A 22573-nucleotide genomic window follows, 5' to 3' on the forward strand; every position below is an offset into this window, starting at 1 on the left:
GGTCAGCCTCCCAGGAAAGTGCGGCGGACCTCGGGGTTGGCCATCAGGGCCGCGCCGGTGTCGGTGTAGCGGTTGGCGCCCTGCACCAGCACGTAGCCTTTGTCCGCGATGTTGAGCGCCTGGCGGGCGTTCTGCTCCACCATGAGGATGGCGATGCCGGTGCGCGCGATTTCGATGATGCGGTCGAACAGTTCGTCCATGACGATGGGTGAGACCCCCGCCGTGGGCTCGTCGAGCATGAGGACCTGGGGCTGCGTCATGAGCGCACGCCCCACCGCCACCTGCTGGCGCTGCCCTCCCGAGAGCTGCCCCGCGGGCTGACGGCGCTTCTGCTTGAGCACGGGAAACAGCTCATAGACCTGTTCCATGGTCTGGCGGAAGTCGTCGCGCCGGATGTAGGCCCCCATTTCGAGGTTTTCCTCCACCGTCATGGAGGTGAACACGTTGTGCGTCTGCGGCACGAAACTCATGCCCTTGAGCACGCGCTCCTGCGGGCTGAGCGCGGTGATGTCCTCGCCATTGAACACGACCTTGCCTTGGCGCAGTTTGAGCATGCCGAAAATGGCCTTCATGGCGGTGGACTTGCCTGCGCCGTTGGGCCCGACGATGACGGCGATTTCGCCCTTGTCCACCGCGATGGTGCAGCCGTTGAGGATGTCCGCGCCGCCATAGCCGCCGGTCATCCGTTCACCGATGAGGAAACTCATGCTGCCACTCCCGGTTTGTTCTTCAAACCACGGCCCAGGTAGGCTTCGATCACCTGCTCGTTGGCAATGACCTCCGCCGCCGACCCTTGGGCCAGCACACGGCCTTCGGCCATGACGATCACCGGGTCGCACAGGCGGCCGATGAAGTCCATGTCGTGCTCGATCATGCAGAAGGTGTAGCCACGCTCCTTGTTCAGGCGCACGATGGCATCCCCCAGGGTGTTGAGCAGCGTACGGTTGACGCCCGCGCCCACTTCGTCGAGGAAGACGATCTTGGCCTCGGTCATCATGGTGCGGCCCAGTTCCAGCAGCTTTTTCTGGCCGCCCGAGAGGTTGCCGGCCAGTTCGTCGGCCACATGCTCGATTTCGAGGAAGCGGATCACGTCGTCGGCCTTGGCGCGCACGGCTTCTTCCTCCTCGCGGACACGGGCAGGCTGGAGCCAGGCACCGAGCAACGACTCACCGGTCTGATGCGGCGGCACCATCATCAGGTTTTCGCGCACGGTGAGGGTGGGGAACTCGTGCGCAATCTGGAAGGTGCGCAGCAGGCCTTTGGCAAAGAGTTCGTGGGGAGGCAGGCCGGTGATGTCCTCGCCATCCAGGAACACCTGCCCGGCGGTGGGTTTGTAGTGCCCGGCGATCACATTGAACAGCGTGGTCTTTCCCGCACCGTTGGGCCCGATCAGCCCGGTGATGCGTCCGGTCTCCAGGGTGAGAGACACGTCGTCGACGGCGCGTATGCCGCCGAACTGCATCCTGAGGTTTTTGACTTCAATCATGGGATAAAGCAAACGGTCCGAGCCTGTTGGGCCGGACCGTTTGGGGAGTGGACATCGAATGAGGACGGGAGGACCGATGATCCTTCCGCCGCTGCGGCATCAACGGAAACCGACGGTTTCCATGCGGCCGTTACGCACTTCGATCACGCGGTAGGAACCGGCGCTTTCACCCGGCTCTATGAACCGGACGGCGGAAGCACCTTCGTAGTTGATCTTGCCGCCTTCGGCAAGGATTTTCAGGCCTTTGGCCAGTTCACCCGCATAGATTTTTTCGCCCGGGCCGTTGGCGATTTCCATGATCTTTTCCTTGACCTTGGCCGAATCCGTGGACTTGGCGGCCTGCATGCCCAGCAGGATCAGGGCGGCGGCGTCATAGGACTGGTGGGTATAGGGGCCGATGTTGATGTTGGCGGCTTTGGCGATGGTTTCGAAACGCTGGCCGCCGGGGCTGTCGGTGCCGGGGGCCACGCCGAAGGAGCCATTGAGGCCGCGGCCAATGGCTTGAGGCAGGCTGTCGCCGATCATGCCGTCGGGCAGGAAGAAGCGGCTGAAAGCGCCGCTGTCGAGCGCGGAGCGGATGATGCCGCGGCCGCCCTGGTCCACGTAACCGGCCACGACGAGGATGTCGCCACCAGCGGCAGCCAATGCGGCCACTTCGGCGGTGTAGTCGCCCTTGCCGTCTTCGTGGGCCGCGGAGATGGTGATGCGGCCGCCCAGCTTCTCGAAGTGGGTTTGGATGCTGTTGGCCAAGCCGCGACCGTAGTCGTTGTTGGTGAAGGTAAGGGCTGCGCGGCGGATGCCTTTTTCACGCAGCATCTCGGCGATGACTTCGCCTTGGCGGGCGTCGGAAGGCGCGGTGCGGAAAAACAGGCCGTTGTCGCGCACAGTGGAGAGGGCGGGCGAGGTGGCCGACGGGGAGATCATCAGCACGCCACGCGGCACGGCCACGTTTTGCACCACGGCGGTGGTCACACCCGAGCAGTCGGCGCCGACGATGGCAGCCACGCGCTCGGAGGTGACGAGCCGCTCGGCGGCAGCGGTGGCGGCAGCGGCATCGACACAGGTGGAGTCGGCGCGCACCGGCTGCACCTTGGCTCCGCCCAGCAGCAGACCGCTGTCGGAGACCTCCTTCATGGCCAGCTCGGCGCTGGCAGCCATGGCGGGGGTGAGGGATTCGATGGGGCCGGTGTAGCCCAGCAGCACACCGATCTTCACAGTGGTTTGGGCGTGAGCGCCAAGGGCCAGGGTGGCGGCCAAGGCGGCGACGGTCAGGATCTTTTTCAAGGCAGACTCCTTTGATGGGTTTGAAGCCGCGCCAACAACCGGGCGGCATTTCAGGAACTCAAATCTTAGCAGGCGAGCCACCGGGGAAAGCGTTATTGCCCTGCCATACAGGGTTTTCCCCGGCACTGCTTCAAACGCATCTTCAGCAGCGTTTCCCCTGGGTGGTTCTGGCTGCCCCGGCAAGCTGCGCTGGCAGGCCCGGCTCAAGGCTCCAGCGACGCCCCGGAGCGGAACCACTGCCCCACCAGCGCCCGCTCCTCCTCGGTGATGCCGGTGGCGTTGTTCAGCGGCATCTGGCGCGTGACCACCGTCTGCTGGTACACCGTCTGCGCGTGCTGCCTGATGGCGAGCGGGGTGTCCAGCCGCACATTCTTCGAAGCCAGGGCCTCTCCGTGACACATCACGCAGCGCTGCTCCATGATGTGCTGCACCTGCGCCATGCCGACCTGGGCGGGCACTGGAACCGGCTCCACGGTGGCGGGCTTCATCCACACGATGAGCGCCAGCAACACCCCGACGCCCACCGCCGCATAGGGCCAGGGGTGGGCGTTGCGGCCCAGCTTGTACCCGTGACGCATGACGAAGAACTGGCGGATGGCCGCGCCGGCGAACATGATGGCGATCAGCACCACCCAGTTGTAGGCGTGGCTGTAGGCGAAGCTGTAGTGGTTGCTGAGCATGGCAAACAGCACCGGCAGCGTGAAGTAGGTGTTGTGCATGCTGCGCTGCTTGCCGCGTTGCCCGTGGAGCGGGTCCACCGGCTGGCCGGCCTTGAGCGCCGCCACCACCTTGCGCTGGCCGGGAATGATCCAGAAGAACACGTTGGCGCTCATGGCCGTGGCGAGCATGGCCCCCACGAGCAGGAAGGCGGCCCGGCCCGCGAACAGCTGCGTGGCGGCATAGGAGGCCACGCACACCAGCAGCAGGACCAGCAGCCCGACCTGGGCATCACCCCCGGGGCGTTGACCCAGCGTGCGGCAGATGGCGTCGTAGAGGAACCAGAACACCACCAGAAACGCCAGCGCGGCGGTGATGGCCGCGGCGGGCGGCCAGTCCATGACGTTGGGGTCGATGAGGTAGACGCTGGGGCTCCACAGGTAGGACACCAGGAACAGCGCAAAGCCGCTGAGCCAGGTGGAATAGCTTTCCCAGTAGAACCAGTGCAGGTGATCGGGCAGCTTGGGGGGCGCGACGTTGTACTTGACGGGGTGGTAGAACCCCCCGCCATGCACCGCCCAGAGTTCGCCGCTCACGCCGTCTTTCTTGAGCGCCTCGTCCTGGGGCGGCGTGAGGCTGCTGTCGAGAAACACGAAGTAGAACGACGACCCGATCCATGCAATCGCGACGATGACGTGCAACCAGCGCAACAGCAGGTTGGCCCAATCCAGCAGATACGTTTCCATGGTGGCTTGCAATGAGACCGGACGAGCCGGCCCAGGAAGGCACGGGTTCACCACTGCGGGCGCTGTGAACCCTGAACGGTCGCGTCACACACCGGCGCCGCTGCGACCACGGAGGGCAAAGTGTATACAGTTTGCGGCGACTGCACCAGCCGACGCGAGAGCTCGGTGCCTTCCCGCCGCCTGCCCTCAGCTGGCGCGGGAGACCTCGAGCAACAATTGCGCCACCACGCTGGCCGCGATCACCTCCGGCTGCTTGCCGGTGATGCCGGGCAGGCCGATCGGGCAGGTCACGCGGTCGAGCTCGGCAGGGGTGTAGCCCCTCGCTTCCAGCCGGCGCCGAAACGCGGCCCATTTGGTGCGCGATCCGATCAGTCCGACAAACGGCAGATCGGCCTCGCGGCGCTGGCGCTCCAGGCAGGCGGCGACGATGTCCAGATCTTCGGCGTGGCTGAAACTCATCACCAGCACGCGGCTGCCCGCCGGCAGGTCGGCCACGGCCCGGTGCACGGGGTCGGAATGCTCGGTGCGGACGTTCCCGGGCACATCGGGAGGGAAGACGCCATCGCGGCTGTCGATCCAGTGCACGGCAAAAGGCAAGGGGGCCAGGGCACGCACGAGGGCCCGGCCCACGTGTCCGCCACCGAACAGCGCCAGCGGCGTCAGCGCCGGGTGCCAGCGGGCTTGCAGATCGGCCACGTCGGCGGCGCTGAGCCGACGGGCCTGCAGATGCACCACGCCACCACAGCATTGCCCCAGACTGGGGCCGAGGGGGTGGCGCCATCGAGCCTCGGCCGCCAGCGGGTCGGCGAGCATCTCGCGCGCCTGGGCGATGGCTTGCCACTCCAGCTGCCCGCCGCCGATGGTGCCCAGCTCGTCCGCAGCGAACACGGCCATCCAGGCCCCAGGCTCGCGCGGCACCGAGCCCTGCGTCTGCGCCACCGCCACCAGCACGGCCGTCTCGCCCTGCTGCAAACGGGCCAACAGGGCCGGCAGATCGCCGCCGATCAGGGAGGGTTCAGCTGCCACGGTAAGTGGAATAACTCCACGGGCTCACCAGCAGCGGCACGTGGTAGTGCTGGGTCGGGTCGGCGACGCCAAAGTCGATCGCCACCCGGTCCAGGAAGGCAGGCTCGGGCAAGACCACGCCACGCGCGGCGAAATAGGATTTCACATCGAACACCAGACGGTAGGTGCCCACCCGCAGGGATGCATGGTCGTACAGCGGGCCGTCGGGGTTGCGGCCATCGGCGTTGAGGGTAAAGCGCTTGACCAAGGTGGCCTGCTCGCCTTGCCTGGTGTAGAGCGCTGCCTGCATGCCGGCGGCGGGACAACCGTGCATCGTGTCCAGAACGTGTGTGCTCAGGCCCATGCGCAAACTCCCAAGGTTGAAGAAGGGTGTTGGTCGACCAAAAGTGTATACACTTTTTCGGTTTCCAGATATCATGCCCGCATGGAATCATCGAGCACCGCGCACATCGTCGATTCGCTCACCCGTGCCATCGTGGAGCATCGATTGCACCCCGGCACCAAGCTCGCCGAGCAGAAGCTGGCCGACCATTTCGGCGTCTCGCGCACCCTGGTGCGGCAGGCTTTGTTCCAGCTCTCGCAGCGCCGGCTCATCAAGATGGAACCCTCACGGGGCGCCTTCGTGGCCACGCCGTCGGTGCAGGAGGCGCAACAGGTGTTCGAGGTGCGCCGCATGCTCGAAACAGAAATGACGCGCGCCTTCGTGCGCCAGGTGACGCCGGCACAGATCCGGACCCTGCGCGCCCATGTGGCCGAGGAACGCAAGGCCGTGGAACGCAACGACGTGCCCGGCCGCACCGAACTGCTGGGCGACTTTCACGTGCGCATGGCCGAACTCATGGGCAACCGGGTGCTGGCCGACATGTTGCGCGAGCTGATCTCGCGCTGCGCCCTCATCACCCTGATGTACCAGAGCACGCATGCCGCCGGGCACTCCAACGACGAGCACGCCGAGATCGTCAAGGCCTTGGCCGCCAAGGACGAGGCCCTGGCCGTGCGGCTCATGAACGAACACCTGCGCCATGTCATGGCCAGCCTCACCTTCGACCGCCCATTGCCCAGCAGCGACATTGCCATGGCGCTGGCCTGACCATGATCTACGACAGCACGGCCCCCTACCCCCGCGACCTGGCCGGCTACGGTCGCACGCCCCCGCACGCCCGCTGGCCGGGCGGCGCGCGCATTGCGGTGCAGTTCGTGCTGAATTACGAAGAAGGCGGTGAGAACTGCGTGCTGCATGGCGACGCCGCCAGCGAAACCTTTCTGAGTGAAATGTTCAACCCGGCCGCCTTCCCGGCCCGGCACATGAGCATGGAAGGCATCTACGAGTACGGCTCGCGTCAGGGCGTGTGGCGGCTGCTGCGCGAATTCGAGCGGCGCGGCCTGCCGCTCACCGTGTTCGGCGTGTCCACCGCGCTGCAGCGCTCGCCCGAGGTGACGGCGGCATTCCTGGAACTGGGCCACGAAATCGCCTGCCATGGCCTGAAGTGGATCCATTACCAGAACCTGCCTGAAGCCGTGGAGCGCGAGCACATGGCCCAGGCCATGCAGATCATCGCCGAGCTGACCGGCGAGCGGCTCGACGGCCCGCGCCAACTTCATGGCGCCGGCTGGTACACCGGGCGAGACAGCCCGAATACCCGTCGCCTGGTGGCGGACTTCGGCCACTTCGACTACGACAGCGACTACTACGGCGACGACCTGCCCTTCTGGATGAAGGTGCGCAAGACCGACGGCACCGACGTGTATCAGCTCATCGTGCCCTACACGCTGGACTGCAACGACATGCGTTTTGCGCTGCCCCAGGGCTATTCGCACGCCGACCCCTTCTTCCAGTACATGCGTGACACCTTCGACGTGCTGTATGCCGAGGGCGACCCGGCCGGACTGAACCGGCCCAAAATGATGAGCATCGGCATGCACTGCCGGCTGCTGGGGCGGCCTGGCCGCATCACCGCCCTGCAGCGGTTTCTGGATCACATCCAGCGCCACGAAGGCGTGTGGATCGCCCGGCGCATCGACATCGCCCGCCACTGGCGCGCCACCCATCCCTGCCCGGCCTGAAAGACCGCGCCATGCCCTACACCCTGGAACAACTCAACTCCGCGCCGCTGCAGCAAGCCGCGCAGATGCTCGACGGCCTGTACGAACACTCGCCCTGGATCGCCGAGCAGGCGCTGGCCCAGCGCCCTTTCGCCAGCCTGGCCGCCCTCAAACTGGCCATGGTGCGGGTGCTGGAAGCCGCCGGGCGCGAGGCACAGCTGAAGTTGATCCGCGCCCACCCCGAACTGGCGGGCAAAGCGATGGTGGCCAAGACGCTCACGGCCGAGTCCACGCACGAGCAGAACACCGCCGGGCTCACCCAGTGCACGCCCGCAGAATTCGCCAAAATCCAGCAACTCAACGCCGACTACAACGCCAAGTTCGGCTGGCCCTTCATCCTGGCGGTGCGCGGGCCGCGCGGAACCGGGTTGAGCAAGGGGCAGATCATCGCCGCCTTCGAGCGCCGCCTGCACGCCCATCCGGATGTGGAGCTGGCCGAGTGCGTGAGGAACATCCACCGCATCGTGGAAATCCGGCTCAACGACAAGTTCGGCGCCGAACCCACGCTGGGCAACCTGGTGTGGGACTGGCAGGAACAGTTGGCGCAGCACAGCGAACCCGGCTACGCCGAACGCGGCGAGCTGACCGTGACCTACCTCACCGAAGCCCACCGCGCCTGCGCCGCCAGCATCGCCCAGACCATGCGCGAGGTGGGTTGCGACGAGGTCCACATCGACGCGGTGGGCAACGTGGTGGGCCGTTACCACGCGGCCACACCCGGCGCCCGCTACCTGCTGACGGGCAGCCACTACGACACCGTGCGCAACGGCGGCAAGTACGACGGGCGCCTGGGCATCTACGTGCCCCTGGCCTGCGTGCGCGAGTTGCACCAAGCCGGCCAGCGCCTGCCCTTCGGCATCGAGATCGTGGCCTTTGCCGAAGAGGAAGGCCAGCGCTACCGGGCCACCTTCCTGGCCTCTGGCGCTCTCGTCGGCGACTTCCATCCCGAATGGCTGGACCAGACCGATGCCGACGGGGTGACCATGCGCCAAGCGATGCAAGCCGCCGGCCTGCCCGGCACGCTGGAGGCCATTGCCGCACTGAAACGCGATCCGGCCCGCTACCTGGGCTTTGTGGAAGTGCACATCGAGCAAGGGCCGGTGCTCAACGAACTGAACTTGCCGCTGGGGGTGGTCACCTCCATCAACGGCAGCGTGCGGCTGGTCGGTGAAGCGGTGGGCACCGCGAGCCACGCCGGCACCACCCCCATGGACCGCCGCGCCGACGCCGCCTGCGCCGTGGCCGAGCTGATGCTCTTCGTCGAGCAACGCGCCCGCCGCGACGGCGATTCGGTGGGCACCGTGGGCCAGCTGAGCGTGCCCAACGGCTCGGTCAACGTGGTGCCCGGGCGCTGTGCCTTCACGCTCGACCTGCGCGCCCCCAGCAACGCCCAGCGCGACGCCCTGCTGGCCGACGTGCGCACCGAAATCGATGCCATTGCCACACGGCGTGGCGTGCGCTTCACGCTGGAAGAAACGATGCGCGCCAGCGCCGCCCCGAGCGACCCGGCTTGGCAGGCGCGCTGGGAACGGGCGGTGCAGGCGCTGGGCCTGCCCATTTTCCGTCTGCCCAGCGGCGCCGGTCATGACGCCATGAAACTGCACGACCTCATGCCCCAGGCCATGCTGTTCGTGCGCGGGGAAAACGGCGGCATCAGCCACAACCCGCTCGAATCCACCACCAGCGACGACATGGAACTGGCCGTGCGCGCTTTCCAGCACCTGTTGCAGCAGGTGGCTGCCGAAGCCTGAAGCCGCCCCGCCAGCGCGCCGACAAGCCCCACGGCATCCCATGCGCTCGAGCCCGCCATTGAAACGGACCCTGACATGACCCCATCGACCTACGCCGCCCTGGACCAATGGGTGAACCGGCACTTCGACGACGAGGTGGCCTTTCTGCAGCAACTGGTGCGCATCCCCACCGACACCCCGCCCGGCGACAACGCTCCGCACGCCGAACGCACCGCCGAGCTGTTGCGCGGCTGGGGCTGGAAGGTGGAAGCCCACCCCGTGCCCGCTGCCGAGGTGCAGGCGGCCGGTCTGCAAAGCATCACCAACCTGATCGTGCGGCGCCGTTATGGCGATGGCGGCCCCACCATCGCCCTCAACGCCCATGGCGACGTGGTGCCCCCCGGTGAAGGCTGGACCCACGACCCCTATGGCGGCGAGGTGGTGGACGGCAAGATGTATGGTCGCGCCACCGCCGTCAGCAAGAGCGATTTCGCCAGCTTCACCCATGCCGTCAAGGCCCTGGAAGCCGTGGCCCGACCGACGCGCGGTTGCATCGAACTGCACTTCACCTACGACGAAGAGTTCGGCGGCGAACTCGGCCCCGGCTGGCTGCTGGCGCGCGGCCTCACCAAGCCCGACCTGCTGATCGCGGCCGGCTTCAGCTACCAGGTCGTCACCGCCCACAACGGCTGCCTGCAGCTGGAGGTCACGGTGCAGGGCGACATGGCCCACGCCGCCATCCCCGACACCGGCACCGACGCGCTGCAAGGGGCCGTCCACCTCATGAACGCGCTCTACCGCCTCAATGCCGACTACCTGCTGGTACGTTCGTCGGTGGCGGGCATCACCCACCCCTACCTCAACATCGGATGGATCCAGGGCGGCACCAACACCAACGTGGTGCCCGGCAAGGTGGTGTTCAAGGTGGACCGGCGCATGATCCCCGAAGAAGACCCGGCCCAGGTGGAAGCCGCGCTGCGCCAGACCCTGGCCGAGGCCGCCGCCACATTCAGCCCGCCGCGCGGCGGCAGGCGGTTGCAGGTCGATGTCAAACGCCTGCTGCTGGCGCGTGCCATGCAGCCCCTGCCCGGCAACCGGCCCTTGGTCGAAGCGATCCAGAAACATGGGGAAGCCGTGTTCGGCGAGCCCATCCCCGCCGTGGGCACGCCGCTGTACACCGACGCGCGCCTGTATGTGGAACGCGGCATCCCCGGCGTGATCTACGGCGCCGGCCCGCGCACGGTGCGCCAATCCAATGCCAAACGCGCCGACGAACACATCGAACTGGAAGACCTGCGGCGCGCCACCCAGGTGCTGGCCCGCACGCTGCACGACCTGCTGGCCTGAGACCACCGGCAAGGCCGACGCCCTGCCAATGGTGCCGTCTCACACCCGCTGATCGGGGTCGGGGACGGCGTGGGCTGGATCGGCTGCCTGCTCCTGAGGGCGGTGCGGCCGGCCGTCGGGCGCTGGCCGCCAGCGGAAGAACATCGGGTACACCTTTTCCGTGACCGGGCCATCGAAATCCCAGGCCAGACACTTGCCCAGGTGCGGGGGCGGGCGACCGTCGCCGGGCGTGGCGAACGACACCTCGGCCATGGTCTGGAACGCGGCCGTGGCCATGTTGTAGAGCAGTTCGCGCAGATGGGTGCAACCCTGGACTTGGCCCAGATGCCGCTCGATGGCCTGGCGCCAGCCACCCCCCATGCGGATGCCCACCATGCGCTGCATCGGCTCCAGCGCCTGCGGGCAGGGCGCGTGCGGGAAACTGTCCATCACCGCCTCGATGGCGCGAACCACCATGGTGGGGTCCAGCGTCACGCGGATGCGCATGTGGTGCACCGGCTGACCTGCCTCCCAGCGGCCCTCGCCCCGGATCTCGAAGGCGTGGGGCTTGCTGTCGTGCAGTTCGCCCTCGATGTCCCACAGACCGTCGTCGCGCAGAAAACCCCGGTACTCGACGCGACGGGTGTGCATGGGACGGCGGGGCACAGGTGTGGACAGCGGCAAGGGAATCACCTCTCAAACAATCGAACGGTCGTGCAGTGACCCGATTATTGTCCGCCTATTTTCAGCTCCCGGTTGCCTCGGTGACATCAAGCCCCCAGCACGGGCTGGTCAGCCAAACGGGCCACCTCGGCCCGCAGGGCCTCGGCCCAGGCCCGCCGGTCCCGGCCTTGGGCGGTGTCGGGCTCCCCCCAATGCACGGTGACTTGAAGATCGCTGGCACCAGCCGTGCGCCACAGGGAGGTGACAAGTGAGGTATCGCCGGCAAAACAGGGAGCATCGTGGCGGCGGGCCTCGCCCAGCAAGGCATGTCCGGTCCCATGCAGATAGGCCAGCCCCACCGGCTGGATGGGCGTGTCCGTGACCAAGGCCGCTTGCAACAAGTTGGCATGAAACGGCAGCACGCCCTGCCCCTCGCCGGTGGTGCCTTCGGGAAACACGGCCAGCACGTCTGCGGCACGCAAGCGCTCGGCCATGTGGTGCACCACACGCAAGGCGTCGCGCCGCTTCTCGCGTTCGATGAACAGCGTGCCCGCTGCGGCCACCAGCCGACCGATGAGGGGCCAGCGCCGCACGTCGGCCTTGGAAACAAAGCGGCAGGGCCGCACCGCATTCAGGGCGATGATGTCCAGCCAGGACAGGTGGTTTGCCACCACCAGCAGCGGCCCAGCCGTTGGCGGCTCGCCCAGCACCTGCAGGTGTGCGCCCAGGATGCGCAAGACCTCGAGAGACCAGTCGCGCACGGCCCGCTCGCGTCCGGCGGCATCCAGCTTCGGGAAACGGCTATGCAGCGTATGCAACCCACGCAGCAGGTGCAGCGATAGGCGGCACAGGCGCACCGTGGCGCGCAAGGGTTTCATCGTCCGGCGTCGAAAGCCACCTGGCCATTGACCAGGGTGGTCCGAACCGCCACGGGCAGCTCGTGTCCTTCGAAAGGGGTGTGCGTGCCCTGACTGCGCAGCGTGCGGGCATCCACGCGCCAAGGCTGGCGTGGGTCCACCACACACAGGTCGGCGACACCGCCTTCCACCACACGGCCCACGCTGGCCTGCAACGTGCCCAGGTTGCGGCCCATCACGCTGGCCGGCCCCCGGGTGAGCGCCGCCACGGCGCGGCTCAGCGGCACGCCGTCCTGCTCGGCCCACTTGAAGGCCAAGCCGAGCAAGAGTTCCACCGCGGTGGCGCCCGGTTCAGCCTCGGCAAAAGGCAGGGTTTTCGCGTCCGCAGCCACCGGATTGTGATCGCTCACGAGCGCGTCGATGGTGCCGTCGGCCAATGCGGCGCGCAGGGCGTCGCGGTCGCGCTGCTGGCGCACCGGTGGCTGCAGCCGCAGGCGGGTGTCGTAGTAGCCGATGTCGGTGTCGGTCAGGTGCAGGTTGTGCACGCTCACGTCGCATGTCACCGGCAGGCCTTCGGCCTTGGCCTGGCGCACCAGGTCCACCCCGGCTGCGGTGCTGAGGCGGCACAGGTGCAGGTGCACGCCCTGACCGGGCGGCAAGCCGGGCCGATGCACCCCACGCAGCAATTCGAACAGGGTGTGCAGGGCAATCACCTCGGCGGCGGCGGGCACGCCGCTGAGGCCCATGCGGGTGGCCAACGGGCCGCTGGCCACCACGCCTTGGCCGAGCCAGAAGTCCTGCGGGCGCAGCCACACGCTGTAGCCAAAGGTGGCGGCGTATTGCAAGGTGCGCTGCAGCACCTGGGTGTTGACGATGGGCACGTCGGCCTGGCCGAAGCCGATGCAGCCGGACTCGGTCAGCTCCACCATTTCGGTCAGCACCTCGCCCTTGAGGCCACGGGTGAGCGCCCCCAGCGGGAACACCCGGGCCTGGTGCAGCTTTTCGGCGCGGGCTTTGAGCATGTCCACCAGGCCGGGTTCGTCCAGCACCGGATCGGTGTCCGGCAGGCAGACCAGGCTGGTCACGCCACCGGCCACGGCCGCCGCCATTTCGCTTTCCAGCATGCCCGCATGCTCCTGACCGGGCTCGCGCAGGCGCATGCACAGGTCCACCAGGCCGGGCAGCACCCAGCAGCCCGACGCGTCGAGGGTGCGGTTGGGGTGGAAGTCGGCCGGCAGCTTGCCGATGCCGATGACGCGCCCGGCAGCGATGGCGATGTCGGCCACGGTGTCGGTCTGGCTCGCAGGGTCGATCAGGCGGCCACCTTGAATGAGGATTTTCATGTTGTCTTCCCGGTTGCGCCGATATCAGGCCACGTTACCCGCGACGATGCCCATCACCGCCATGCGCACGGCAATCCCGAAGGTCACCTGCGGCAGCACCACACTCTGCCGGCCGTCCACCACGGTGGAGTCGATTTCCACCCCGCGGTTGATGGGACCGGGGTGCATGACGATCGCGTCCGGCTTGGCCCAGCGCATGCGCTCGGGCGTGACGCCAAAGCTCTTGAAATACTCCTGGCTGGAGGGCAGCAGCGCGCCGCTCATGCGCTCGTTCTGCAGCCGCAGCGTGATCACCACATCGCAGTCCCGGATGCCCTCTTCCAGCGTGTGGCACACGCGCACCCCCATGTGCGACAGGTCGGAAGGCACCAGCGTGCGCGGGCCCACCACGCGCACGTCCGGGCAGCCCAGCGTGGTCAGGGCGTGGATGTCGGAACGCGCCACGCGCGAGTGCAGCACGTCGCCCACGATCGCCACCGACAGGTTGGTGAAATCCTTCTTGTAGTGGCGGATGGTGTACATGTCCAGCAGCCCCTGGGTGGGGTGGGCGTGGCGTCCGTCGCCAGCGTTGATCACATGCACATGCGGCGCGACGTGCTGTGCGATCAGATACGGCGCGCCGGACTCGCTGTGCCGCACCACGAAGATGTCGGCCGCCATGGCGCTGAGGTTGGCAATCGTGTCCAGCAGGCTTTCGCCCTTGGCGGTCGAGCTGCGGGCAATGTCCAGCGTGTACACGTCGGCGCTGAGTCGGGTGGCCGCGATGTCGAAGGTGGTGCGGGTGCGGGTGCTGTTTTCGAAGAACAGGTTGAACACGCTCTTGCCGCGCAACAGCGGCACCTTTTTCACCTCGCGGTCGCTGACGCTGACGAAGTTGTCGGCCGTGTCCAGAATCTGCGTGAGGATGGCCTTGGGCAGGCCTTCGGTGGAGAGCAGGTGGATCAGCTCGCCGTTCTGGTTCAGTTGGGGGTTGCGGGCCATGGTGTCAGGCCTCCTGGCGGGTTTCGACGACGAAGCTGAAGGTGCCTGCCTCGCTGCGGGCGAGCTCGAACGACTGGTGGCGCGGCAATGGCAGGCGGGTGGCGGCGAAATCGGCGGCCATGGGCAGTTCGCGGCCGCCCCGGTCCACCAGCACCGCCAGGCGCACGCTGGCCGGGCGGCCATAGTCGAACAGCTCGTTGATGACCGCCCGCAGCGTGCGCCCGGTGTAGAGCACGTCGTCGATGATGAGCACATGGGCGCCATTGACCTCGAACGGCAGGCGCGTCTGCTCGGCGCTGGCGCTCAGGCCTCGCTGGGCGAAGTCGTCCCGGTGCATGGCTGAGGAGATGACCCCGATCTCGCCAGGCAGCCCCAATTCGCGCTGCAGGCGCTCGGCGAGCCAGGCACCGCCGCTGGTCACCCCCACCAGGCGTGCCGGCCTGAGCCCCAGCAAGCCCTGCACCCCGCGCTTGAGCTCCAGGTACAGCGCTTCCGCATCCAGTTGCAATTGACTCAAGGCAGACTCCTCAAAAACTGTTCCAGGATGATGCAGGCGGACGCCGCATCGGCGTCCTTGGCACCCAGGCTGCGCGCCTCGGTGGTGCTGTAGCGCTCATCCACTTCATACACGGTTTTGTTGAAACGCCCGCGAAGCTGGCGGGCGAATTTCAAGGCTCGGCCGGTGTTGTCGTGCGCCGCGCCATCCGGGTGGGTAGGAATACCCACCACCAGCGCGTCGGGTTGCCATGCTTGCAGAAGGGCCGCAATCCGTTCGAACCGGGCATCCCCCTCGGCCTGTATGGTGGGTTGGGGCGTGGCCGTGCGCGTCAGCCGGTTGCCAGTGGCCACCCCGGTGCGTTTGAGCCCGAAATCGAAGGCCAGAAAGGTCTGGTGCGCGGCAGGCACCTCAGGCAGAGTGGCGGTCATGCGTGCCCCGAACCCGGCGCGAGCATCCAGGGCTGCAGACCGAGCAAGGCCATGGCTTGTTCATAGCGCTGCGCCACCGGCGTGTCGAAAATGAGTTGCGGGCTGGCCTTGACCGTCAACCAGCTGTTTTCCGAGATTTCGGATTCCAGTTGCCCCTCGCCCCAGGAGGCATAGCCCAAAGTCATCAGCACCTTGCGCGGCCCGGCCCCTGACGACAGGGCCTCCAGTACGTCGCGCGAGGTGGTCATCTCCAGCCCGTCTGCCATGCGCAGGGTGGAGGCGTAGGCCGAGGGGCGAGACGGCGGTGGGTCCTGGGCGGCTTCGCCCGCGGCGGCCTGGGGCTCGGCGGCGGGCTCGTCGTCCTCCAGGCCAGACAAGGCCTCGCGAATGGCGCGAGCGACGGCCGGCGGGGTTTCGTCGGCCCCCACGGGCTCGGCGTCGCCCATGGCCTCGTGGAGCACGAAGCCGCGCTCGGGCTGCAAAGGCCCGCCATGAAACACCGGCAAATGCGCCAGCTCAGGCCGGTTCAGCGGCAGGTCCACCTTCTCGAACAAATCCCCCACGGTAAGGCCGCTGGGCTTGTTGATGATGAGCCCGATCGCCCCCTTGGGGCTGTGTTCGCACAGGTACACCACGCTCTTGCCGAAGAGCTCGTCATTCAACCCCGGCATGGCGATCAGAAAATGGTTCGACAGGTTGATGATGGGGGTGTCCGAGCTCATGGGTCGATTTTAGTGGGCGCAGACCCAACCCTACGCCACCCCCACACCTCGTGCGCGGTTCCGCTAAGCTAGCAGCCATGGCACCGCTACCCCCTTCATTCGATACCGGCCTGATGTGGTTCCGCCGCGACCTGCGGGCCGACGACAACGCCGCGCTGTACCATGCGCTGAGGCGCTGTAGGCAGGTGTGGTGCGTGTTCGTGTTCGACACGAACATTCTCCAGCCCTTGCTGGCTCGGGGCTTGCACGCCGACCGGCGCGTGGAGTTCATCCACGACAGCCTGATCGACCTGGACGAGCAGTTGCGCGCGCTCGGCCGCTCCAATGGCGTCGAAGGGGTGGGGCTGATCGTACGCCACGGCCCAGCCACCGAGGAGATTCCCCGCCTGGCCGCGCAACTGGGGGTGCAGGCGGTGTTTGCCAACCACGACGACGAACCCTACGCCAAAGCGCGTGATGCCCAGGTACTGGGGGCGCTGGCCCACGCCGGGGCGGTGTTGCAGACCTACAAGGACCACGTGATCTTCGAGCGGCACGAGGTGCTGACGGGCAACGCCCGGCCCTTCACCGTGTTCACACCCTACAAGAACGCCTGGCTGAAGGCACTGACGGATTTCCACCTCAAGGCCTACCCGGTGGAGCGCCATGCCGACGCCCTGGCGCCCTGCCCCACCCACACGCCGCCCGGTGTGCCGCCGCTGGAAAGCCTGGGCTTCAGCCACACCAACCTGCGCGAGCTGAAAATCCGCACCGGCAGCCGCGGCGCCCGCGCGCTGTTCGAGGACTTCCTCACCCGCATCGAGCACTACCACCAGGCACGCGACTTCCCAGCCGTGAAAGGCCCGAGCTACCTGAGCGTGCACCTGCGCTTCGGCACGCTGAGCATCCGCTCGGTGGCGAGCGTGGCCTATGCCCTGCACCTGCAGGGCATGGCCGGGGCCAGCACCTGGCTGAGCGAGCTCATCTGGCGCGACTTCTACCACCAGATCCTGGCCAACTTCCCCCACGTCGGGGAAGGCAAGGCCTTCAAGCCCGAGTACGACGCCATCCACTGGGAGCGCGGCAAGCAGGCCGATGCGCTGTTCGCCGCCTGGTGCGAGGGCCGCACCGGCTACCCGCTGGTAGACGCGGCCATGCACCAGATCAACCAGACCGGCTACATGCACAACCGCCTGCGCATGGTGGTGGCGAGCTTCCTGACCAAGGACTTGGGGCTGGACTGGCGGCGTGGCGAAGCTTACTTTGCCGACCACCTGATCGACTTCGACCTGGCCGCCAACAACGGCGGCTGGCAGTGGGCGGCGTCCAGCGGCTGTGACGCGCAGCCCTACTTCCGCATCTTCAACCCGGTGAGCCAGAGCGAGAAATTCGACCCGCACGGCAAGTTCATCCGCCGCTACCTGCCGGCGCTGGCCGGCCTGCCTACCCACGCCCTGCACGCCCCCTGGCTGGCCCAGCCCAAGGAGCAGGACGCCGCCGGACTGGTGATCGGCAAGGACTATCCGCTCCCCATCGTGGACCATGCGCAAGCGCGGGCCCGGACCTTGGCGCGCTACGCCGTGGTGAAAAAGGTCTGAACCGACGCGGGCGGCGGCGCGATGCGGGCGTAGGCCTTGACGAGTTCCAGCAGCTCGTCTTCCGCATAGGGCTTGCCCAGGTAGTGGTCCACCCCCAGGGATTGGGCGTGCTCGCGGTGCTTGTCGGCCAGACGTGAGGTGATCATCACCACCGGCAGATCGGCCCAGCGGGGATCGCCGCGCAGGTGGCGCACGAATTCGAAGCCGTCCATGCGCGGCATCTCGATGTCGCACAGCACGACCACCGGCAGCTCCTCGCGCAACCGCTCCAGGGCCTGCAAACCGTCGGCAGCCTGCACGACGCGATAGCCCTCGCGTTTGAGCAGGCGCTGGGTGACGCGGCGCACGGTGATGGAGTCGTCCACCACCAGCACCAGCGGGGCCTGGGTGGCCGCGCCGCTGTCGGGCCTCGACGCCGCTCGGCCTTGCGCGCCCTCGGCCCGTTGAGCCCGCACCCAGGCACGCGCCGCCTCGCCATACAGGGAGGCCAGGGCGACGGGGTTGTAGATCAAAGCCACCGCACCCGATGCCAGCACCGTGGCGCCCGCCAGACCGGGCAGACGGGCGAGCTGCGGCCCCAGCGGCTTGACCACCACCTCCTGATGCCCGAGCACCTCGTCCACATGCCAGGCCACGTGCTGGCCGGCGCTGTAAAACTCCAGCACCGGCCAGCTGCGGGCTTGGTGGGCCTGCGGATCGGTGCTTTCGGTGGACAGGGCCAGCAGGGCTCCGGCCCAGAAAAAGGGCATGCGCTCCTCGCCGTCGCGCCATTGACCACTCAGATAGGCCGCGGTGAGTTCGGAGGCGTTGGCCCGCTTCACCGCCCTCACCCACGGGGCCGGCACACCCAGCACGAAGTCGCCGACACGCAACATCACCACCTGGGTCACGGCCGTGCTCAGCGGCACGAGCAGCCGGAACGCCGCCCCCCCGGCATCGGGCCTGAAATACTCGATGCGCCCCCCCAGCGCAAGCACCTCGTTGCGCACCACGTCCAGCCCGATGCCACGACCGGCCCGTTCGGTCACGCTCGCGGCCGTGCTGAGGCCGGAGGCGAAGATGCAGCGTGCGGCATCGGCCTCGCCGAACGGGGCATCGGCCGGATGCACGCCCTGAGCGACGGCGCGTTCGCGCACGCGCTCCACGTCCAGCCCCGCCCCGTCGTCGCTCAGGGTGAGGGTCAGGTCGTTGCCACTGGCCTGCAGGTCGATCTCCAAGCGGCCGGTGCCCGGCTTGCCCCACCTTTCACGCTGGGCCACGGCTTCGATGCCATGAACCACGGCATTGCGCAGCAGGTGCTCCAACGCAGGCGCCAGGCGGTCCAGCACGCCCCGGTCCACCTCCACCTCGCCATGGTGTATCACCAGTTCCACGAGCTTGCCTTCGGCATCGGCGGCCTGCCGCACCACGCGGTGCAGGCGATCGGCCAGGGAATCGAACGCCACCAGCCGGGTTCGCAAAAGGTCGCGCTGCAGTTCGCGGGTCTGGCGGGCCTGGGCAGCCAGATTGCCTTCGGCCGCCTCCACGGCCCGTTGCATGTGGTGCTGGACGGTCGCCACGTCATTCACCGATTCGGCCAACAGCCGTGTGAGCTCCTGCACACGGGTGTAGCGGTCGAATTCCAGCGGGTCGAAGCGGGCATCGGCCTCGCGGCTTTGCGCCATGCGCGACTGCATCTGGGTTTCGGTTTGCATCTCCAGGTCGCGCAACTGGCTGCGCAGCCGCTCGATGTTGCCGCTCATGTCCTTGAACGACTGGCGCAAAGCCCGCATGTCGCCCTCCAGACGGGTGCGGGTGAGCATCACATCACCCGTCTGGACCATGAGCCGGTCGAGCAGGTCGGCACGGATGCGCACGGTGGTCTGCGTGCTGGGCAGCGGCTCCAGCGGGGCCGCAATATCGGGGGCAGTCGGGCCTTCGGGCGCCTGCAGCGTGACCCCTTCGGGAACCTGCGCGCCCGGCTCACTGGTTGCCGAGGCATAGGCCTGGCACAACAGTTCGAACCGGGTCTGCATGGCGTCCATCGCCACTTGCAGAGGGCGCAGGGCCTGGGATGCGGGCACTTCCGGCAAGGCCAGCACGTCGCTTTCCAACCGGTGCGCCATCTCGCCCAGGCGCGACGCGCCGGCCAGGCGGGCGCTGCCCTTGAAGGTATGCAGATTGCGCAACACCTCGGCCCGGGCACCGGTGTTGTCGGGCCGGGCCACCCATTGACGTAAGGCCGAGCTCAGCCGAGGCAGGAGCTGTTGCGCTTCGTCCTGGAACACGGCAAACAGGTCGGCATCGAGCCGGTCGTCGGGCACGTCGGCTGCCGGGGCTTCGGGGGCTGCCGGGGCAGCCACGCCCGCATCGACAGCGGGGGCTTGCTCTTCAGGCGGGGGCAACGGCGCCGCCTGAAGAGGCTCGCCAGGAATGGCGGCCAGGACGGCCAGCGTCTGCGGCTGTGGCTCACGCAGAAAGCCAGCGGCGAACTGGTGCAGCAGGTGACGCGCTTCTTCGGCCGCGTCGGCGATCTGGCGGGCCTGAGCCGGTGACACAGCCTCGGTGGGGGAGGCCAGGGCAGCGATACGGTCCAGGGCGTGTTCCAACGCGCGCGCCAGTTGCGACAGCCCGAGATGCCCCACCGTGGCCGCGCCCCCCGCCAACGAATGGGCCAGCGCAGACAGCCCGTCGGGCAAGGGTTCCCCGGGAACCAGACACCATTCGGACAAGGCATGCCCGAGCCGACGCGACCACTCGTCGGCCTCGTTGAGGAAAACGTTGTACAGGTCCAGATCGATGCGCAAGGGACCGATCACCTTGACCGGCTCGTCGAGCACAGGAAGATCGGCCGCCGAGGGCGGCACAGGAGCCAGCGAGGCGTCCACGGTTTCGAGCAGCACCGGGATCGTGGCCCCTGCAGGCAGGGGCATGTAGCGGCCTTCGAGGCGCAGGGCGTCGGCGCTGGCCCGAACGGCGGCGGCGTCACCCGCTTCCTGCTCGGGCATGCCAGACTGGAGGCGATCCACCCAATCCTGCAAGTAGGTCAGCACTTGCGCACTCAAATCCAGCAACGGCGCACTAGCCGGCTTCTGTTCTGCCAGCCAAGCGTTGAGCAGCTGCTCCATGGCCCAAGCGGCTTCGCCCAGCCCGGCCAGTTCCACCATGCGGGCACTGCCTTTGAGGGTATGGAAGCCCCGGCGCAACGCGGTCAGGTCCGGCAGGCTGCCGGGGTTGCTGCGCAGGATCTGCAGCGTTTCCCGAGCGCCGGCAAACACGGCCCGGGCCTCTTCCACAAAAATCGCCCGCAGGTCCTCCTCGTCGTTCGCCGCCTCGGCCGCGGGGGCCGCTGGGGTGTCCGGCATGGCAAGTGGTCGGGGTGCGCTCGTCTCCCCCCCCGGTAGCGTGGAACGCAGCAGTCCGGCCGCTTCGTCGAAACGATAGGCTTGGCGAGCCAGTTCGGGCTGTCGGTTGTAGGTGTCGAGCAGCCATCCCAGCATCGACACGTTCGGCCCAAGGCGCGAGGCGGTCAGTTGCATGGTTTCGGCGGTCGCGCGGTCGGTGCGGGCCGCCCAGGCACGCACATCGTCGCGCACAACCTCCAGGGTGCGAAGAGCGTCAGGCAGTTCGAGCAGCGCGGCGATGCCGCGCGTGCGGTCGAGCCGCTCGATCACCGCATCCAGGCCAGCGAGCGCAGCCGTGTCGTGCTGCCGAAACATGGCGTCCAGCGCCAGTTCGACCGCCTCCAGTTCAGCCTGCCATTGGGCGATCACCTGGGCCAGGGTTTCGCGCTCGCTGAGCCGGCGGTACGCGGCCGACATCCATGTTTCGGGATCGGGAGCAGGCTCGCCGCGCAGCACCCCGTCGAGCCGGCGCGCCAGTGCGTCGAGCCGCGGCGCCGTTTCGGGGTCGATGGGGTCGCTCTCGTCGAGGACGGCCTCCAGCAACAACAGCCCGTTGGAGACCTCCAACGACAATCCACCCGGCCAGGCAGAGGGCGGGGTGGCTGCGAACACGTCGGCCACGCCCCCCCAGGCCCGGGCGAGGGCTTGCAGGGCAGGTTCTGACGGCAGCAAGGTCCCCAGACCTTCAGCGAGTTGACGCAAAGGCCCTGCGGCCTGCGCCAGGGACTCGCCGTTGCCCTCGGCCCCGAGGGACGACCAGGCTTGCTGCGCCCGAATCACCTGCTGGCGCAGCTCGGCGAGGGCGGCGGGTGGGTAGCGGCCCAGCGTGCGGGCTTCGAAATCCCATACCGGCGCCCGGGGCCAACCTTGGGCTTGCCAGACCGCCTCCCGGTAACCCAGGCCGCCGACGTCGTCTGATGGCGGCGCCTGAGCGATCAGGAACAGCAACTGATGCGTATGGGCGGCCAGTCCGGAACGGTCCCCCTGGCTGAGCTGGGCGTATTGCAGCAGCACGCTCGACGCCGCGCGCTTGACGTACACGCTGTCGGGCAAGGCGCCAGCGGCCACCGCTTCGAAATAGGCCGCCGCAGCCAGCCAGAAGCGCCGCACCTCGGCGTCGCCAGCGCCGCGGGCGAGGCCTGCGGCCAGCTGGGCCAACGGGGTGGCCGCCTGTGGGCTGAGGCTTTTGACCACCAGCAGCACCAGACGGTCCAGGTGGGCACGGACAGCCGGACCAGGCTCGTATGTCTTGCCAGGAGGAAGGACCGCATCGCACGGTTCGTTGTCCCACAGATCGGCCGGGTGGAAGCGGCTCACGCCAGCCAATTGTTGCCAGTCCAGGTAGGTGGGAAACAAAGCCAGGGCGGGCAGTGGCCGTTGGCGCATCAGGCGGTTCAGATAATCGAGCACCGCATGGGTGCCCTGCCGCACGACCTGCGCCGCCTCGGGGGTGGCCAGCGCAGGCTTTTGCAGCAGCCGCTGTATCGCCGCTTCCAGCGCGCGCAGCGTCTGTGCCGCCGCGGCCAGCTCCACCATTTCCAAAGCCCCCACGGCTTGGTGGATGTGCTGGCGCACCACGCGCAGCCCCGTGCCGTCCACCTCCGACAGGTCGGAAGCGCGCGCCGCCATGTTGTCCTGCACGAACTGCGTCACCGTCCGGTCCACTTCGTCGAGCGTGCGAACGAGCTCCTCCATGACCCAAGCCAGCGGGCCGAGGTCGCGCCCGGCGGATGACGTGGCGGCAGCTTCCCGGGTGCTCACT

Annotated in this window: 19 protein-coding genes; 5 read left to right on the forward strand and 14 right to left on the reverse strand. The window is 67.8% G+C overall.

Annotated features, from left to right (window positions below; genetic code table 11):
• Positions 1–2: 2 nt before the first annotated feature.
• The 6 genes from HZS63_RS02165 to uraH form a co-directional block, all read right to left on the reverse strand.
• The gene (locus HZS63_RS02165) at positions 3–707 is read right to left on the reverse strand and encodes an ABC transporter ATP-binding protein (RefSeq protein ID WP_180682368.1); all 705 of its coding nucleotides are present in this window, start codon (positions 705–707) and stop codon (positions 3–5) included.
• Positions 704–1486, reverse strand: coding sequence for an ABC transporter ATP-binding protein (locus HZS63_RS02170; RefSeq protein WP_180682369.1), 783 nt, complete (start codon positions 1484–1486; stop codon positions 704–706). Before HZS63_RS02170 ends, HZS63_RS02165 begins: the two co-directional genes overlap by 4 nt.
• Before the next feature lie 99 nt (positions 1487–1585).
• Positions 1586–2770, reverse strand: a complete 1185-nt coding sequence (locus HZS63_RS02175) for an ABC transporter substrate-binding protein (protein WP_180682370.1) — start codon at positions 2768–2770, stop codon at positions 1586–1588.
• Positions 2771–2973: 203 nt separating this feature from the next.
• The gene (locus HZS63_RS02180) at positions 2974–4173 is read right to left on the reverse strand and encodes a urate hydroxylase PuuD (RefSeq protein ID WP_180682371.1); all 1200 of its coding nucleotides are present in this window, start codon (positions 4171–4173) and stop codon (positions 2974–2976) included.
• Between the two features lie 186 nt (positions 4174–4359).
• On the reverse strand, positions 4360–5199 hold the full coding sequence (gene xdhC, locus HZS63_RS02185) for a xanthine dehydrogenase accessory protein XdhC (protein WP_425505905.1): 840 nt from the start codon (positions 5197–5199) through the stop codon (positions 4360–4362).
• Positions 5189–5542 (reverse strand): hydroxyisourate hydrolase, encoded by a 354-nt coding sequence (gene uraH / locus HZS63_RS02190; RefSeq protein ID WP_180682372.1) that lies wholly within the window; start codon positions 5540–5542, stop codon positions 5189–5191. The genes xdhC and uraH overlap by 11 nt, the downstream gene beginning before the upstream one ends.
• 81 nt (positions 5543–5623) lie before the next feature.
• Between uraH and HZS63_RS02195 the strand changes: the two genes are divergently transcribed.
• The 4 genes from HZS63_RS02195 to HZS63_RS02210 all read left to right on the forward strand — a co-directional run bounded on the left by HZS63_RS02195 (position 5624) and on the right by HZS63_RS02210 (position 10379).
• Positions 5624–6289 (forward strand): GntR family transcriptional regulator, encoded by a 666-nt coding sequence (locus HZS63_RS02195; protein ID WP_180682373.1) that lies wholly within the window; start codon positions 5624–5626, stop codon positions 6287–6289.
• 2 nt (positions 6290–6291) lie between these two features.
• Positions 6292–7263, forward strand: a complete 972-nt coding sequence (gene puuE / locus HZS63_RS02200; protein ID WP_180682374.1) for an allantoinase PuuE — start codon at positions 6292–6294, stop codon at positions 7261–7263.
• An 11-nt stretch (positions 7264–7274) separates the two neighbouring features.
• Positions 7275–9053: a 2-oxo-4-hydroxy-4-carboxy-5-ureidoimidazoline decarboxylase gene (uraD, locus tag HZS63_RS02205; RefSeq protein WP_180682375.1), complete on the forward strand. Its 1779-nt coding sequence runs from the start codon at positions 7275–7277 to the stop codon at positions 9051–9053.
• A gap of 75 nt (positions 9054–9128) precedes the next feature.
• The gene (locus HZS63_RS02210; RefSeq protein WP_180682376.1) at positions 9129–10379 is read left to right on the forward strand and encodes a M20 family metallopeptidase; all 1251 of its coding nucleotides are present in this window, start codon (positions 9129–9131) and stop codon (positions 10377–10379) included.
• A 39-nt stretch (positions 10380–10418) separates the two neighbouring features.
• On the opposite strand, the gene HZS63_RS02215 is transcribed toward HZS63_RS02210, so the two are convergent.
• The 7 genes from HZS63_RS02215 to HZS63_RS02245 all read right to left on the reverse strand — a co-directional run bounded on the left by HZS63_RS02215 (position 10419) and on the right by HZS63_RS02245 (position 15851).
• Positions 10419–11009: a DUF2889 domain-containing protein gene (locus tag HZS63_RS02215; protein ID WP_246316083.1), complete on the reverse strand. Its 591-nt coding sequence runs from the start codon at positions 11007–11009 to the stop codon at positions 10419–10421.
• A 119-nt stretch (positions 11010–11128) separates the two neighbouring features.
• A complete protein-coding gene (locus HZS63_RS02220) occupies positions 11129–11899 on the reverse strand; it encodes a lysophospholipid acyltransferase family protein (protein ID WP_180682377.1) in 771 nt (256 codons plus the stop codon).
• The gene (locus tag HZS63_RS02225) at positions 11896–13221 is read right to left on the reverse strand and encodes a dihydroorotase (RefSeq protein ID WP_180682378.1); all 1326 of its coding nucleotides are present in this window, start codon (positions 13219–13221) and stop codon (positions 11896–11898) included. Before HZS63_RS02225 ends, HZS63_RS02220 begins: the two co-directional genes overlap by 4 nt.
• Positions 13222–13245: 24 nt before the next feature.
• Positions 13246–14202, reverse strand: a complete 957-nt coding sequence (locus HZS63_RS02230; RefSeq protein WP_180682379.1) for an aspartate carbamoyltransferase catalytic subunit — start codon at positions 14200–14202, stop codon at positions 13246–13248.
• 4 nt (positions 14203–14206) lie between these two features.
• On the reverse strand, positions 14207–14719 hold the full coding sequence (gene pyrR, locus HZS63_RS02235; protein ID WP_180682380.1) for a bifunctional pyr operon transcriptional regulator/uracil phosphoribosyltransferase PyrR: 513 nt from the start codon (positions 14717–14719) through the stop codon (positions 14207–14209).
• A complete protein-coding gene (gene ruvX, locus HZS63_RS02240; protein WP_180682381.1) occupies positions 14716–15129 on the reverse strand; it encodes a Holliday junction resolvase RuvX in 414 nt (137 codons plus the stop codon). The genes pyrR and ruvX overlap by 4 nt, the downstream gene beginning before the upstream one ends.
• Entirely contained in the window at positions 15126–15851 is a 726-nt protein-coding gene (locus tag HZS63_RS02245; protein ID WP_180682382.1) for a YqgE/AlgH family protein, read from the reverse strand. The genes ruvX and HZS63_RS02245 overlap by 4 nt, the downstream gene beginning before the upstream one ends.
• Positions 15852–15928: 77 nt before the next feature.
• Here HZS63_RS02245 and HZS63_RS02250 point away from each other — a divergent pair, with 77 nt between their 5' ends.
• Complete coding sequence (locus HZS63_RS02250; RefSeq protein WP_180682383.1) at positions 15929–17428, forward strand: cryptochrome/photolyase family protein; 1500 nt, start codon at positions 15929–15931, stop codon at positions 17426–17428.
• Here the strand turns inward: HZS63_RS02250 and HZS63_RS02255 are convergent.
• Complete coding sequence (locus HZS63_RS02255; protein ID WP_343039937.1) at positions 17404–22572, reverse strand: Hpt domain-containing protein; 5169 nt, start codon at positions 22570–22572, stop codon at positions 17404–17406. The genes HZS63_RS02250 and HZS63_RS02255 overlap by 25 nt on opposite strands.
• Between the last annotated feature and the right edge of the window lies 1 nt (position 22573).

The organism is Tepidicella baoligensis (assembly GCF_013432195.1).
In the GTDB taxonomy this organism is placed as follows: Bacteria; Pseudomonadota; Gammaproteobacteria; order Burkholderiales; family Burkholderiaceae_C; genus Tepidicella; species Tepidicella baoligensis.